Below are 15183 nucleotides of genomic sequence, written 5' to 3' on the forward strand. Positions count from 1 at the left end.
TTTCCCCAATCGGGATTCAGACGGGGCTTGGCGCGTGTTGCGGTTGAACCAGGAAGGAAGCGCGTAGTGGATACCATAATTAATTTTACCCGAGCTAATCCCATAGTGGTGATGGCGTTATGTCTTTGGTTGGCCACGTGGGTGAGTGGGTCGGCACTGAGTAAAGCCGTGGCGGGAGCGCTGCAGTTAGCCATCGCCATTACTGGAATTGTGACGACGGTGGGGATACTATCAACCGTTTACCGACCGGCTTTAGCCGCAATGGCCCGGCAAACCGGCGTGAATTTGCCTGTGCTGATGTTGGCTGGGCGCCTATTGCCACCATTACGTGGGCCGCACCGCACACGTTACTGTTTCTTGGCGTGGCACTGATCATCAATATTATCATGCTTAAATTACGTTACACCCAGACGTTGGACATTGACATCTTTGATATTTGGCATGTGGCCTTTACGGCGCTGTTGGCTATGTATACTGCCCATTGTGGCTAACCCTAGTCTTTGTGGCGCTACTGGTGGTGCTGAAATTAATTAACGCGGACCTGATGAAGCCGACATTTAATGACTTACTGGGGAATCCTAGTAGTCTGATGACCACTAGCCATTTGAACTACATGATTAACCCACTCGTGATGGTGCTAGATAAATTGTACTCACTGTGTTTGGGGTGGCTGGACCATTTTGATGTTGATGCCGCCGCTTTGAATAATCGAATTGGGTTTGCGGGTAGTCGGTTTGCTATCGGTATGTACATCGGCATTTTTGTGGGGCTAATGGGGAGACTACCGTTGACATCAGTGGCAACGCTGGCCCTGACGCTGGCGACAACCCTGGAATTATTTAACGTTATCGGTGGTTGGTTCACGGCGGCGGTTGATCCACTGACGCAGGGATTAACTAACCGTCTTAATCACATTTTTGCCGGTTGGTCACTCAACGTTGGGTTGGATTGGGCCTTTTTGTCGAGCCGTTCCGAGCTGTGGGCAACCGCTAATATTTTGGCCCCCATTATGGTTGTGGAGGCCTTGATTTTACCTGGTAACCGTATTTTGCCGCTCGGGGGAATCATTGCGATGGGCGTTACACCGGCTTTACTAGTGGTGACACGCGGGAAGGTAATCCGGATGGTGGTCATTGGCGCCGTGGAATTACCGTTGTTCCTCTGGGCCGGGTCGCTGTCCGCCCCGTTTATCACCCACGCGACCGCATCACTAGTGGGAGAGCATGGAATAATGGCAATCAGCGCGGCCACTAAGGAGGGGCCCGTGGAGCAACTACTGGCGGTAGCATTAGGCAAAAGTAGTGGTGGCGATGCCAAATGGGTGATGGTCACGCTGGTTGGTACAATTGCGTACCTGCTACTATTTGCCTGGTACGCCCGCGTGATGCGGCGCCGTAACCGGGAGTACCAGTAAAACCGGTCAACAAAAAAAGCAGCCGCGGCTGCTTTGCAGTGATAATGATACGTATTCACGCAACGGCTTTTTCCGCCGGCGCAGGTCGGCCAAAGTAGTAGCCCTGCTCGAGCATGATACCAAAGTTGGTGCGGTCAAACGCCATCTCGTATTGCGTTTCGACGCCCTCGAGGATGAACTCCAGGTGGTATTCTTGCGCGATGCCGGTCCAGAATTTAATGCGTTCGGCCATCTGTTCAAAGGTGGCCGTTTTGCGTAGGTTCTGCATGGCGAACTTCACGCCATCGACGTACGGAAACAGGGTGTGTACTAGCTCAAAGCTGTTGTCGCTACCCACGTCGTCGATGTATATTTTGACCCCGCCAGCGTGGTAAATGCTGCTAATTTCACGGACGTATTGCAGGCTGGGTGTGTCCATGATTTCCACAATCAATTCTTCGGGGCCGTCCGCGCGTTGCTTGAACAGCGTTAGCGCGGTTGCTACCGTTGCGTCCCGGAATTCCTGGGCGGTGAGGTTAAGCGTGACCGATTTGCATTGTGAGTGCCGAAGGAAGTGCCGGAGCAAGTTAATCTGGGTGCCGACGCTAATCTCAAAGCTTTGCGGTAACACCCAACGATGGTGGCTCGCATCATATTGCCGCAGCAGTAGTTCGTTGTGCACGAGTCGCGGGTTGTCAGCGTTGACGTCATAGATGCCCTGACCAAAGTAGGCCAGTTCGGCGTGGTGGGCCTGATGGTGCTGGCCGTACACTTGGCCGTCCAGGGTGATCACGTCGCGACCAGAATGTTTGCTTTGCTGCAGGTTAGTCGTCGCGCGTTGGTAAGTATCTTCCACCGATTCGTCGCGGGGATGCATACTGGTCATCCCCACCGATACGGTCAAGTTAACCTGACCACCTTTGTAGTAGAAATGGTGTGTGCGCACGGCCTGCCAGCAGGCCACGATGATGGGTAAGGCGGCCTGACCATCGGCGTTCTTTACGGCGACCGTGAATTCCTGCCCACCTGTCCGGAGAATCTCGACGGAATCGGCGTACTGGCGGAGCGTCTCCTCCAGCAAGTGGGTAAGGTCCAGCAGGAGGCCGTTACCACCCATGTGACCGCACTGCGTGTTGACCTGGGCAAAGTGGTCGATGTCCATCACGGCCATGGTGAACGTACCGGCAGACTCCTGTGCTGTGTTGAACATGTCGGTCATATGGTGCTCGTACCGTTCGTAGGTGGCGGCCGTCGTCAGCACGTTGTTGGTGATCTGGGCGGCTTTGGTCATCGCGTGATGGCGGTACACCCAGTAGATGTTGAGTACGCTCGCCATGATGAGGAACATCCCGATCGCGATGGTGAGGCTCAGGCCGGTACCGTCGAGGCCGAGTAGCGTGGTGGCCGGGAGGGTCATCCAGAATGCAAAGTCGGCAAGTGCGGACATGGTCATGTTGAGCGCGAGGTTGGCGCGTGTGGTCCGCGATTGCGCCCGAATAACAGAAAGCAGTCCCAGCATAACGACGGTCATCGTCATAACGAGTGGGCTGGTCAGGTTGTCCCAGTGAGCCGCAATCCAAACGAGCAGAATACCCGCGACGCGCACCATGTATTCCGGCCAGGTTGTGTTGGTATCGAACAGTACGGATGACAGTAGAATTAGCGCACCGTTGGTATATATGACTGCGTTTGTCGGTCCAACCATGCTGGCCGTGATAAACAGTACGATGCCGAGGCCCTCAATGCCCAGCGAGAGCAGTATGCGCCAAACCGGCGATGACGGATTCGTTGCTGGTTGCGTGGCTAGACGGTGCCAATAGCTGGAGTAGAAACTGGCAAAGCTAGTGATGAAGAATGTCATCACCAACAATTGCACAATCTGCGGTTGAATTTGGTTAATGGACATGCGTGCACCTCCCCAAAGGCGGCTTTTTGGTCGTAGCATTCGTCCCCCGAGACGCCACAGCCCACAGTATTATCTAAGTTCAGTCTAGGTCTTTGTGGGCTATTCCACAAGCAAATAATTTCCCGCTAGTACATGGAAACGTTTCGGGATTAAGTGCGCCGCTATCGTCATGTATACGCTAACCATGGTACACTGGGAACGACGAATAGGGGGCATGAGATTATGGGCAAAGTCAGACTGATGATTAGTGATATCGATGGCACCTTGGTGAACGATGAGCACGTCATTCCCGCGAACGTGGTGGCGGCAATTCGGAATTACAAGGATTGCGGTGGGCGTTTCGTGTTGGCGTCGGCCCGACCGCCTTTGGGGATGACCGCTTTGGCCGACCAGCTTGGCTTTGACGTACCGTTAGTGAGCTTCAACGGAGCTTACATTACTCAGCGTGATGCGGACGGTGAGCTTGCACCTTTGTTTGAGGAGCCCCTCGCAACCAGCGCGGCGCGGACGGTGTACCGGTTGGCGCGCGAGCAAGACCTCGGGGTCAGTGTGAACGTGTTCTCGGAACTTCACTGGTACGTCGACGAGGAGGAGTACTGGGAGCAACAGGAGGCCGCCATCACGGGTTTTGCCCCGGAAGTCCAGCCGCTCCGGGAAGTGCTGGCCGGCACGGAACCAATCCACAAAATTTTGGTGATGGGCGAAGAGCCATCCATCGACGTGCTGGAGGCCGCGTTGACCGACCGTCCTGAGCTAGAGCTGGCCATCTCGCGGTCGAAGCCGACCTATTTGGAGATTACGCACGATGGGGTGACCAAAGCAGCGGCGCTAACATTTTTGCGCGACTACTTTGATATCCCGTTGGCGGAAACGCTAGCGATTGGTGATGGTGGCAACGACTTGCCCATGGTCCGTGCGGCCGGCGTGGGTGTTGCAATGGGCAACGGCGCCAAGCGCTCCAGCAGGTAGCTGATGCGGTGGTGGCCGACAATAATGTCGGGGGCATTGCGGAGGCCATCAAGCGGTTTGGTGTTTAGGTCGCAAACGATTTGTTATGCCATTATTGGCACGTGTGGTAGCAAAACTGACATTTTTGCGACCGCACGTTTTTTATTGGGACAAATTTTCCTGATAAAAGTCTATGGTAACGATAACGCTTTGCAATTAGCCGTTAGAGGCGTTTACCAATGATACGGCTGTTTGCACAGGCTTTACATATGCAAAAACGGCGACTAGTTGGTGTTTCTCATTTAAACGCCACAAACAGGAAAATAAATTTACCGTTATTCCAAAATAGGCAAATGAATAGCAGCGGCAATTGAATGCGTATTCGTCAACATGTACAAAGCTATTTATTGGGTAAAAGTTATCGTGCGATAAAGACGGACCAATACTTACCGGCTATTATCACCATATTGAGTGTAAGTTGTTACTAGGTTTTTAAGTATTGGGGGATACTTTTGAAAATTAAATATATTTTTGCTTCTGTAGCAAGTGCGGCTTTGTTGGCTGTCGGCGTCCTGGGGGGGACACCTGGTCAAACAAGCAGCGCTAATGGTGCCGTGCGCTCTTCGGAATCTTCCAGTCACAAAGTGGCTAAGAAGTCTGCCGTCAAGAAAAGCAAGGTTGTGGCAACGAGTACTGCGAAGAAGGACCACAAGCAGCAGGATGCCAAGAAGGCGTCCGCTGCCAGTGCGTCTAGCGCAAGCAGTAATAGTGCCAGCCAGGCTAGTGCAAGTAGCCAAAGTGGCCAGAGTAACCAGAATGCTAACGCTACTAGTGCGTCCAGCGCGGCGAACAACGCTACCTCGAACACGACGAATACTGCTAACCAGAGCAACACCGCGACTGCGTCCACAACGGCACAGAGCACGCAGGCTAGTCAAGCCCAGGCACCGACGCCTACTACCGGTTTCACGGTTGGTGGGTCGACGTATGCCATCCGCTCATTTAGTGGTAGTGGCTCCGTTCCGGCCGACAGTTATGTGTACCAGTGGACGGGGATGAGCAATCACTACTTGTTTGAACGGACCGGTGTTGCCTTTGGTTCGCTCGCTAGCGCCGGTGTTGGCTCAACGGTCGCTGTTAATGGCCACCAGTACACCATCCGTCAGGTTCTGTACAACCAGAACAACACGACGGACGCTGCGTACAACGCACTGATGGCCGGTAAGGCTCAGTGGGGCGGCATTAGCTTTCAGACCTGCGAAGCCACGAACGGTTTTGTTCGGCTGTACTTTGCTAACTAATATGAATGTTAATGGATTAACGCAATGTTGATCTATATTCAACGACTCGATTCCGCCGACTGCGGTATCGGGTCTTTTTTTTGTGACAATAGAAAAAAGGCCTCCGCTGTCCACACGGAGGCCTCAATGAGGGAGGGCGATGCGGCTCTGGGAGACCACATCACGTTTATGAAGAAGAAGTTGTAGGAGCGAGGTCTGGGTTCCTCGTTTCTATGTTGCTTATTATGCCGACCAAGTGTGAAGAAATTGTGCAGAGACCGTTATGGTTATTTGCGAATTTTGTTAAGCAAGGGTAAAGGGTGAGCGCTCGTGCACTGGCACACTACGTTACTCGTTCTGACTACGGTTAAACCAGTAAACACTCCAGTCTCTCAGCGGTGCTGCGCACAGCTTCCGCGTACGAGTTAAGTTAGAGTACGGTGCTGAAAGCACCTACTCTAACTAAAAAAAACGAAGCCCGCCTCGGGAGCCTCTGTCCCTCTTGCGCACTTCGTCCTGGTAATCCTGCTGGGGCGTGCCCCACACACAGGCAACGCAGGCACCCTCTACTCCACGGCCCCCACCGTGGCGCCTTCGCGAACGTTGAATTGCTTCAACAAGTATCGGTGACCATACGTTCAGTTGCTTCGCGCCTTGTCCATTTGGACCACGACGTGCCTACAACTTACACTTTACAGGTGACACTATACATTGAATGTATATACTTGTCTATTATCAAGCGATAAAATTAGCCACATTTAGTCAAATTTTGTTTAATGTTTAGACCAATTACTCTTGCACGCCTATATTATCGTTGACTAACCTATACCAAGAACATCCGTAATGTATTCTGAGTAAAAGCTGGGTTCACCCCAGGCATAAAAAAAAGGCATCACATTCTCTATATGTGACGCCTGCTTGGCCCGATTAAATTGTAATTTCCTCAATTTCACCCAATTCCCTGAGCTTATTCCGCTTCAAGATCTTGATGCCGTTACGGTCGGTCGATATTAAACCCAGCTCCCGCAACTTTTTCATATTGCGTGACGTGTTGACCGGGTTGAGCACCACCAAGCTACCCATTAGGGATTGACTCACGTGGACAGTGTTGTCCTTGGGTTCGTACTCGTCTAGGTAGCAGGTGAGGTAGTAGGCTAATCGCTGTAGGCCGGTGCTGGTCAACAACAGCTCCTTTTTACGGATTAGGTAATCAATATTTTTCTGGTAACTAATAATGAGCTGATGATTAAAGTCGCGGTTGTTATAGACCAAGTCATCAATCTTATCATGGGTGATTGCCAAGACGTGGGCCTCGTGGATGGCCACTAGGCTTAGCGTACTCTCGGGACTTGTACCCTCCGATCGGTAAACCGGAGTCAGGGTATCATGGCCGCATAACAACAGACCGTGCTCCAAGCCTGACTTGAAAAGCACGGACCGCATAATCAGACCGTCCTCTATGTAATAGTAGAAGTGGCGCCCGTTAGTATCCTGTAGTCGTTCACCGGCACGAACGGTAATGCGCTTGGTAGCCAGTTTGGTGAGTAAGGGCTTAAATTGCGCGTAGTCACCATTAACGTAAAAGTTTAATTTGTTCATTGTTGCATCTCCCCGGATGTCTGCGGGTGCATTCGGCGTACCAAGGTATTTGAGTTTTACCAGAGGGTCGCCGTAAAAATTCGGCGTGACCGATGCCATCATTTAATCATTATATGCGTAGTATTTACACATGATAATATTCGTCGATAATTAACTGGTTAATTTTCTGGTTATATTACGACTAATATCTTTTCAGAAAGAGATACAACTACCGTAGTAACAAGCCTAGCGTCGCTACAACGGTGAAGTGTGTGTAAACTAATTCGTATACGTTGTTATCCACATTTTACCGACTTTGGCTATCAAAAGCAAAAAAAATTGTGGGAGTGGACCACAATGTGCTTAGTTTTCGAATACTAACGTAATAATGCCAATATTCCCGAATTTAGGAATATCGGCATTATTGTGTTAGGCACAGGAAGCTGCATTGTGGCCTGCGTCGACGTTCGTCGTTTTCCGAAGCCGTTAATTATGACCGGCCGTCGTGGGTAAATGATGCTGCTAGGGGTGCTAATCATTTCCTGATGCGAAAATTGTGCGTGCCAAATTTAAAAATTCCGTGGCCGCTTCGTTTAATTGCGCCGCCGTTTTGTATGTAATGGCGACGTCCGCCTGAAATTCGGGTATTGGTAATGGCACAATCTGCGTATCGGCCTCTACGGTTTGTTCGGCCAACAGTGATGCGGGGACGATGGTGGCGCCCAGGCCCGCACTCGCCAATTGGAGTGCGGTGGTGAGGTTGGGAGTCCGCAGCACCACGTTGGGGTCGGACTCAGTTTGTGTGAGGTAGCTGGTGACCATACGTTGGAAGCCGGAGTCATCAGTCTCTTCGATGAAATCTTGACCGTTAATCAAAGTGGCTACTTTGCCAGGGTGTGTGGCATCAAAATTTTCTGGCAACAACCGCACCGGTATGACCAGTGCCGCCCCGTCAGTGAACAGTCGTTGGTGTTCCAGCGACTCGTCGTACGTGCGGGCGGTACCGATATTAAGGTCGATGTCGCCGTTAAGCACTGCCTGCGCCATGTTACTGGCGGATTGCTCAAAGAGGCGAATCTGTATTTGTGGAAAACGGCGGTGAAATTCGGGCAGTAGCTGGGGCAACACTACTCGCGCGAGGGACGGGTTAACGCCGATCGTGACGCGTCCCACCGTCGTACCCGCGTAACCCTTGAGGTTGTTACTAACATTTTGGTATGACCGGATGAGCTGTTGCATCTGGTCTAGATAGTACTCACCCGCGTAGGTCAGCCGCAGCGGGTGTTGCGCGCGGTCAATCAAGGCCACGCCGTACTGCTTTTCCTGGCTGCGGATAAGTTTACTGACCGTGGGTTGAGTCATGAAGAGGTTCGCGGCGGTGCGCGAAACGCTGCCGGTATGGCTAATCTCGGTGAGGATATCTACAAGTTGCCGTTCGTGATTCAGGGGTGTGGCCATCGTGCCCTCCTTATTGATGTAACTGGTATCTGTTATTAATTAGTATGCGCCGAACGGAATGCTGGCGCAAGTATAGTCTGTGGTTGCCCGGCTGTAGGGGCTTGGTTGCTATCAACTTTTGACCATTCTTATACACCGTGCTAAAATCACAATTATTGAATCAAGCTACCGCCGGGTAGTAACCGTTGACGGACGTTGTCTCCCACTCCATTAGGCCAAGAAGGAGTGGGCGGGGGCGTCCTTTTGTTTTGGGCATCTAGTATGCCTATCTATGCATGGAGGACTTTTTAAAATGGCGTGGATTTACTTGGTAATTGCGGGACTGCTGGAAACTGTGTGGGCAACCACGATGAAGTTGAGCCACGGGTTTACCCTTTGGGGGTACACGGTGACCACACTCTTGGCCATGGTGGCGAGCTTCCTGTTGCTTGAGCGCGCAATGCAGCACCTACCGCTGAGCCTCGCGTACCCGATCTGGACCGGGATTGGTGCGGTGGGCACCATCATTTTGGGTGTGGCGTTATTCGGCGACCACCTGTCCTCGCTGACATGGGGCTTTGTGGCGTTGCTAATGATTGGTATTGTGGGCATCAAGTTAACCACCAGTTAATGCTATGATGCGTCTTTGTTTTTGCATCCCACCATGTTATTCTGTGGGTGGAAACTAACAAAAAGTAACTAGACCGATTGATGATGCAAAGGGGGATTCTGACTATGGACAAGAGGGATGATGACGAATTGCGCCGGCGGTTGACGCCCGAGCAGTACGCGGTGACCCAGGAAGCGGCCACGGAGCGCCCGTTTAGTGGGCAGTACGACGACTTTTTTTCATGATGGTATTTACGTTGACGTGGTGAGTGGGGAGCCGTTGTTTTCGTCGCGGGACAAATATGATGCCGGCTGTGGCTGGCCGTCGTTCACGCGGCCCATTAAGCAGCTTAAGGAGCACCGCGACCAGAGCCACGGCATGGAGCGGACGGAGGTGCGGAGTAAGGACGCAGACTCGCATCTGGGTCACGTGTTTACGGACGGACCGGCGGCGGAGGGTGGCTTACGCTACTGTATTAATTCCGCGGCTTTGCGGTTCGTACCGGTAGCTGATTTGGACAAAGAGGGCTACGGGGAGTACCGCACGTTATTTGCGGAGTAAGTGTTTTTTTTGATGCGTGACTAGTGACAGCTGCGCCGCCACGGCTTGACGTTCGTGGCGGCGCGGTTTACCTTAAATATGGAACCGATTACAAACAATCGAGGTTAGGAATATGCATAAAGTACAGTTGGGCAACAGTAACTACCGTGCATCGGCGGTGGCGCTGGGCATCATGCGGATGAACGCGTTGACGGCTCCCGAGGCTGCGACGGTTCTGGATACCATCAAGGATGTAGGCATTAATTACATTGATTCGGCCGACATCTACGGTGGCGGCGATTCGGAGCGCGTGTTGGGCAAGGCGTTGAAGCGCGCCGGCGCGAACCGGAATGACTTCTTCATTCAGTCCAAGACGGGGATTGTACCAGCAAGGGTGATTCACCGTTGGGCGAGGCGCCGTATGGTGGGCGCTACGACTTTTCCAAGCACCACATTTTAGAGGCGGTCGACGGGATTCTAGAGCGGCTGCAGGTCGATTATTTGGATGCTCTGTTGCTACACCGGCCGGATGCGTTGATGGACGTGGACAAAGTCGCGGCGGCGTTCGATGAGTTGCTCGCTAGCGGCAAGGTACGCCACTTTGGGGTGTCGAATTTTAACCCTGGGCAGGTGGAATTGTTGCAGTCGGCGGTCAACCAGAGGCTGTTGGTGAACCAGTTGCAGTTCGGGGTTATGCACACGGGGCCAGTTGACTTCGGCATCCACACGAACATGACGGACGAGGCGAGTGTGGATCATGATGGTGGTGTGATTGAGTATTCACGGTTGCACAGGATGACGATTCAGACCTGGTCGCCGTTCCAGTACGGTCAGATTCAGGGGACGTTCATTAATAATCCGGCGTTCCCAGAGGTAAACCGGGTACTGGGAATTGTGGCGGAGAAGTACGGAGTGTCGAAGAATGCGATTGCGGCGGCGTGGATTTTGAGGCATCCGGCGCACATGCAGGTGATTATCGGCACGATGAATCCGGACCATATTCGTGATAGTGCGGCGGGTGCGGATGTTAGTTTGACCCGCCAGGAGTGGTACGATATTTACTTTGCGGCGGGGCATGATTTGCCGTAGAGGGCGGAGCAGGCCGTTTAGAAAGCAGAGTATAAGTTACTAGCACCGAAAGGCCCGTACTTGGCCTTTTGGTGCTAGTAGCTTATACGTCGCTTTCTGGCCTGCGCAGCCCGTTTCCATAAGCAAGAGTAACGAGGGAGCGTTGTAGCGTTACCCGTGACCCGGACGAGAATCACGCACTTGGATTCTTGTCCGGGTTTCCTTATACGTCGCTTTCTGGCCTGCGGAGCTCGTTTCAGAGAGTGGAACCCCGCGGTTAGAAACTGGAGCGTAACTTGCTTCGGCGGTGAAGCCCGGGCTTGGCTTGATTGCCGAAGCGGGTTACGCGCAAGTTTCTGCGGGGTGCAACTCGTTTCCATAAGCACGAGTAACGGCGGAGCGCTGTATCCATACTCGCCATTGCAGCTGCCCCGCCCTTCCCCTTTGCTTCCCACCAGCTCATCAATTCCCCGCAGCCCGCTTGTTCCCACCCCCATCCGGGACTAAAATGGTGGTACTAAGTAACCGGGGTTGAGGCCCTGATTCAATTATTGGGGGAACCAACCGTATGACCGACATTCAACTAATTGCATCCGATATGGACCACACGCTCTTGGAGGAGGATGGCAGCGTGCCCGCCGGCTTCTTTGACCGGGTACACGCATTACGCAAGCACGGGGTGGAGTTTGCCGCGGTGAGTGGCCGCTCCATTGCGACTTTGCAGGGGCTGTTCGCCCCCGTGCGCGACGACATTATTCTGGTGGGCGACAACGGCGCGGTCATCGAGCGCGGCAAGCGGCGGGTGTACACCAACGCCATCCCCACCGCGACGCACCAACACCTCACCGCTTACACGCACCGACAGCGGGCCGGGGTGCCCATCCTGTCCGGTGTGGACGCCGGTTACATCGACGCCCGGGACGCGGACCACATCAAGCAACTGGGGAACTTTTTCAACGAGGTGCGGATTGTGTCGCACCTTGAACAGTTCGCGGAGGACGTGACCAAGTTTACCGCCTATTACCCGGATGGCGATGCCTACGAGCAGGTTGAGGCTGAATTCAACCGCCCGTTTGGTGCTGACTTATCGGTGACTGTGGGTGGGGTGCACTTTGTCGACGTGATGAATCCGGACGTGGACAAAGGTGCGGCCATTCGGCAACTCGGCAAGGCATATGGCATCCCCACCGCGCGCATGATGGCCTTTGGTGACGGCGCAAACGACGTGCCGATGCTTCAGGAGGTGGGGTACAGCTACCACGTCCTCAACGCCCTCCCGCCCGCAGCCACGGCGGCACGCTACACCACGGCATCGAACCAACGCCACGGGGTGTTACGGATTATCGACAAGGTGCTGGCGGATATTATCTAGGGGGCGCTCAGGTTGACCTATTTATACTTAGTTCGTCATGGGCAGACAGTCGTGAACGCTGAGGGCCGTTTTAACGGTGGCGGCGTGGACGGCCCGTTAACGCAAAGTGGCGTTGATGGCGCTCGCGCGGTGCACGGCATGTTACGGGGTGTACACTTCGACCGTGTGGTCAGTTCACCTTTGCCTCGCGCCTCAATGACCGCGCGGTTGGTTACGGCCGCGGACGCGCCAATCGAGTATGACGACCGGCTGCGGGAGATGAGCCTCGGCGACTGGGACGGCCAACTGCTGGCCCCGTGGATGGACGACCCCGAGTTCATTAATTACCGCCACCACATGGAGCGGTGGGATTACCGCGCGGTGCACGCCGAGGGGTACCAGGCACTCGTTCGGCGCACGACGGCCGCGTTTCGCGACTTGGCGGCGTCGGTGGGGCCGGATGGTCGGGCCCTGGTGGTGAGCCACGGAATTGTCTTGACGATTACCAGCAACTTTTTGACGGGTACCCCGTTGGACCACGCTCGCGATACGGGGGAGGTCGCCAATACCAGTGTGACCGTCCTGGAGACTGATGGCACGCACTGGCGCAAAGTCGCGTGGAACGTCAAGCCGGAGGAATCCAACCGGCTGCGGGCGGCCGGATTATAGTGAATCGAATTTACACGCAAAAACCGCACTGACTTTGGCCAGTGCGTTTTTTTTGCTTGGAATTCAGTTATTCGACGAAATTACCCAGTGGCCCCCGCGGACGGCCCATGGCGATGCCTTCTTGAGCGCTAATCCGTTCCTTGACGAAGGTGAGGACGCTACCGCTATGCAGGGCGGATAACTCGCGCTGTAGCAAGGGGTCAAAGGCTTGCCCGCCGTGCCGGAGAGCCGTGAACCAGGCTCCCATGGCCTCGGGGTACAGGTTGGCGCTGATTGACGATAGGTGGTCGTAGCCGAGCTCGACGCGGTGCGGCAGGTCGAGTTCGCTCCCGGTATAAATGGCAAAGTCGTCGGGCACCAGCGTGCGGATGGTGGGCACCCGCTTGGGGTCGCCGGCCTCTTTGATGCCCACAACCTGGGGTAGCCGGACAAGTTGCCGCAGGGTGGTTAGCTCCAGGTTGAAGCCAGTACGGTGGGGATTGTTGTAGAGGATGGTCGGGCGCTCCGCCGCGGCGATGATGGCCTGAACGTAATTGCTGGCCTCCTGTTGCGTGGGGAGAATGTACGGCGGGAAGCCCAGCAGAATGCCATTAATGCGGTGCTGTTGGGCCACGGTCGCAGCCAGAGCGACGGCCTCATGTTGCCGGATGCTGGCAACACCAAAGATGATTTCGAGGGCTGGCGGCAGTTCGGCGTGCTCTAGCGCAGCGGCCAGCGTCTGTTTCTCGGTGAGGGTCATGCTGTGCTGCTCGCCGGTTGAGCCGCTGACCAGCACGCTGTCCACGCCGTGGTGGGCCAGGTAGCGGATGTGGGCGATGGTGGCGTCAACGTTCAGTGATTCGTCGGCGTTGAATGCTGTAGGAACCGCCACCTGGAATGGTTGTAGTTTGGTCATGATTGGAGATGCCTTCTTTGCATTAAGATTCTGCCAGGGCAGCCAGTTCATCGTTGGTAATTGCCGCTTTGCAGCCAGTTCAGCTCAACACCGTACGGCGCATGCATGTGCTTTTTGTCCGTCCCGACGTAAGGTGTCTCCAAAATTTTGGGGAGGCCCGTGAGCTGGGGATGGTGTGCGATGGCGTACAGCGCGTCAAAGCCAATGGTGCCGGCGCCAATGTTGGCGTGGCGGTCTTTGTTGCTGCCTTGGGGGTTCTTGGAGTCGTTAACGTGCACGATGCTGAGTTTGTCGAGCCCAATCACGTGGTCAAACTCATTCAGGACGCCGTCAAAGTCGTCGCGCACGTTATAGCCTGCATCGCTCATGTGGCAAGTGTCCATGGTAACCATGACCTTCTCGTTGTAGGTGACGCGGTCGAGGATTGCGGCAATTTCTTCAAAGGTGCGGCCCACCTCGGTACCTTTGCCGGCCATGGTTTCGAGGGCGATGGTCACGTGTTGTTCGGGCGTGATGATTTCGTTCAGGCCCTGGGCAATCTGCGCGATAGCTGCATCAGCTCCAGCGCCGACATGTGCCCCGGGATGGAATGGCATGCTGTAGGCGTGGAGGGCGTCGGCGCGGGCAACCTCGCCACGCATAAATTCAACGGCAAAGGTGTAGTTTTCGGGCTTCTTGGTGTTGCCCAGATTGACGATGTAGGGCGCGTGAATCACCAGGTGGCTCAGGCCAGCTGCGTCCATTGCCTCTAGGCCTTCGGGAATACGCATTTCGCTGACATCTTTACGCCGTGTGTTTTGCGGCGCACCAGTGTAGAACTGTAGCGTCGTCGCGCCGTAACTGACGGCCTCAGCGACCGCACCGGGGAACATGGCTTTGCCTGACATACTGACGTTGGCACCAATTAACATACAATTGTCCTCCTCAATTTCAATGGCCTAAGCATAGCACAAAGGTGGTGCGAACACGCGGGTGGATTGCTACTGTAGTGGTTGGCGGCAGCGTAGGCCGGACCGGGGAGCTGCGGCTTACGTGGGGTGCTCCATGGTAATCCACTGCTAGGGCGAAGCTCCAACCCGCCAAGTGCGGGCGTGTTTCCGCCGCGATTCCAAGCCCGGCCGGAAACCCACCGGCCGGGCTTGGAATTCGTCGCGTTCTAACGGCTAAAGCCGTAAGAACGTTACACCCCGCAGTGGTTACCATTCCGACCCCACACGCCTCCGCTCCCCGGTCTGACCGACGCGGCCTCAGGCTACTGTTGTACAACTACGTTACCGAGCACGACGCGTTCGTCCCAAAATATACCTCCTGGTTTTCGATACATAGTGGTAGCATGAGCTGGCCACTCCATCCACGCGTTTGGGGATATTTGGGCGTGGGTTTCGTCAACTCGTATTGGATTGAGTAATGGTACTATATTGCTCATAGTGGCAAGATGTTGGTTGTCCGTGATTTCTGTCTGAGTCCGTTCGCAAATGTGGTTCTGGCCGGTGGGAGTGCCGTGGGGG

10 protein-coding genes and 3 pseudogenes are annotated in these 15183 nt (G+C 54.4%); 8 read left to right on the forward strand and 5 right to left on the reverse strand.

Features of this window, described 5'->3' with window-relative positions; genetic code table 11:
• The first annotated feature begins 111 nt into the window (after positions 1-111).
• A pseudogene (locus tag JCM12539_RS03310) lies at positions 112-1414 on the forward strand (PTS transporter subunit IIC).
• A gap of 55 nt (positions 1415-1469) precedes the next feature.
• Here JCM12539_RS03310 and JCM12539_RS03315 read toward each other — a convergent pair.
• The gene (locus JCM12539_RS03315; RefSeq protein ID WP_054649237.1) at positions 1470-3299 is read right to left on the reverse strand and encodes a GGDEF and EAL domain-containing protein; all 1830 of its coding nucleotides are present in this window, start codon (positions 3297-3299) and stop codon (positions 1470-1472) included.
• 222 nt (positions 3300-3521) lie between these two features.
• On the opposite strand from JCM12539_RS03315, the gene JCM12539_RS03320 reads away from it, so the two are divergent.
• Entirely contained in the window at positions 3522-4268 is a 747-nt protein-coding gene (locus tag JCM12539_RS03320; protein WP_225350221.1) for a Cof-type HAD-IIB family hydrolase, read from the forward strand.
• 491 nt (positions 4269-4759) lie between these two features.
• Positions 4760-5548 carry a hypothetical protein gene (locus JCM12539_RS03325; RefSeq protein WP_054649239.1) on the forward strand — a complete coding sequence of 263 codons (789 nt, stop codon included), beginning with the start codon at positions 4760-4762 and terminating at the stop codon, positions 5546-5548.
• A 906-nt stretch (positions 5549-6454) separates the two neighbouring features.
• On the opposite strand, the gene JCM12539_RS03330 is transcribed toward JCM12539_RS03325, so the two are convergent.
• Both JCM12539_RS03330 and JCM12539_RS03335 read right to left on the reverse strand, forming a co-directional pair.
• The gene (locus JCM12539_RS03330; RefSeq protein ID WP_054649241.1) at positions 6455-7126 is read right to left on the reverse strand and encodes a Crp/Fnr family transcriptional regulator; all 672 of its coding nucleotides are present in this window, start codon (positions 7124-7126) and stop codon (positions 6455-6457) included.
• A gap of 510 nt (positions 7127-7636) precedes the next feature.
• Positions 7637-8563, reverse strand: a complete 927-nt coding sequence (locus JCM12539_RS03335; protein ID WP_054649243.1) for a LysR family transcriptional regulator — start codon at positions 8561-8563, stop codon at positions 7637-7639.
• A gap of 292 nt (positions 8564-8855) precedes the next feature.
• On the opposite strand from JCM12539_RS03335, the gene JCM12539_RS03340 reads away from it, so the two are divergent.
• The 5 genes and pseudogenes from JCM12539_RS03340 (at position 8856) to JCM12539_RS03360 (ending at position 12780) form a co-directional block, all read left to right on the forward strand.
• A complete protein-coding gene (locus JCM12539_RS03340) occupies positions 8856-9173 on the forward strand; it encodes a DMT family transporter (protein WP_054649245.1) in 318 nt (105 codons plus the stop codon).
• 104 nt (positions 9174-9277) lie between these two features.
• Positions 9278-9713, forward strand: a pseudogene (gene msrB / locus JCM12539_RS03345) (peptide-methionine (R)-S-oxide reductase MsrB).
• Positions 9714-9825: 112 nt separating this feature from the next.
• Positions 9826-10781, forward strand: a pseudogene (locus JCM12539_RS03350) (aldo/keto reductase).
• Positions 10782-11328: 547 nt separating this feature from the next.
• Positions 11329-12132 (forward strand): Cof-type HAD-IIB family hydrolase, encoded by an 804-nt coding sequence (locus JCM12539_RS03355; protein WP_054649247.1) that lies wholly within the window; start codon positions 11329-11331, stop codon positions 12130-12132.
• A 12-nt stretch (positions 12133-12144) separates the two neighbouring features.
• The gene (locus JCM12539_RS03360; protein ID WP_054649249.1) at positions 12145-12780 is read left to right on the forward strand and encodes a histidine phosphatase family protein; all 636 of its coding nucleotides are present in this window, start codon (positions 12145-12147) and stop codon (positions 12778-12780) included.
• Positions 12781-12847: 67 nt separating this feature from the next.
• On the opposite strand, the gene JCM12539_RS03365 is transcribed toward JCM12539_RS03360, so the two are convergent.
• Together JCM12539_RS03365 and JCM12539_RS03370 are read right to left on the reverse strand one after the other, a co-directional pair.
• Complete coding sequence (locus JCM12539_RS03365; protein ID WP_054649251.1) at positions 12848-13675, reverse strand: dihydrodipicolinate synthase family protein; 828 nt, start codon at positions 13673-13675, stop codon at positions 12848-12850.
• Between the two features lie 47 nt (positions 13676-13722).
• On the reverse strand, positions 13723-14586 hold the full coding sequence (locus JCM12539_RS03370) for a deoxyribonuclease IV (protein ID WP_054649253.1): 864 nt from the start codon (positions 14584-14586) through the stop codon (positions 13723-13725).
• Between the last annotated feature and the right edge of the window lie 597 nt (positions 14587-15183).

Source organism: Lacticaseibacillus pantheris DSM 15945 = JCM 12539 = NBRC 106106, from assembly GCF_001311175.1.
Taxonomy (GTDB): Bacteria; Bacillota; Bacilli; order Lactobacillales; family Lactobacillaceae; genus Lacticaseibacillus; species Lacticaseibacillus pantheris.

Coding starts and splice junctions, on each gene's coding strand:
- JCM12539_RS03315 (WP_054649237.1), bottom strand. CDS start 3,299: ATGTCCATTAACCAAATTCAACCGCAGATTGTGCAATTGTTGGTGATG.
- JCM12539_RS03320 (WP_225350221.1), top strand. CDS start 3,522: ATGGGCAAAGTCAGACTGATGATTAGTGATATCGATGGCACCTTGGTG.
- JCM12539_RS03330 (WP_054649241.1), bottom strand. CDS start 7,126: ATGAACAAATTAAACTTTTACGTTAATGGTGACTACGCGCAATTTAAG.
- JCM12539_RS03335 (WP_054649243.1), bottom strand. CDS start 8,563: ATGGCCACACCCCTGAATCACGAACGGCAACTTGTAGATATCCTCACC.
- JCM12539_RS03340 (WP_054649245.1), top strand. CDS start 8,856: ATGGCGTGGATTTACTTGGTAATTGCGGGACTGCTGGAAACTGTGTGG.
- JCM12539_RS03355 (WP_054649247.1), top strand. CDS start 11,329: ATGACCGACATTCAACTAATTGCATCCGATATGGACCACACGCTCTTG.
- JCM12539_RS03365 (WP_054649251.1), bottom strand. CDS start 13,675: ATGACCAAACTACAACCATTCCAGGTGGCGGTTCCTACAGCATTCAAC.
- JCM12539_RS03370 (WP_054649253.1), bottom strand. CDS start 14,586: ATGTTAATTGGTGCCAACGTCAGTATGTCAGGCAAAGCCATGTTCCCC.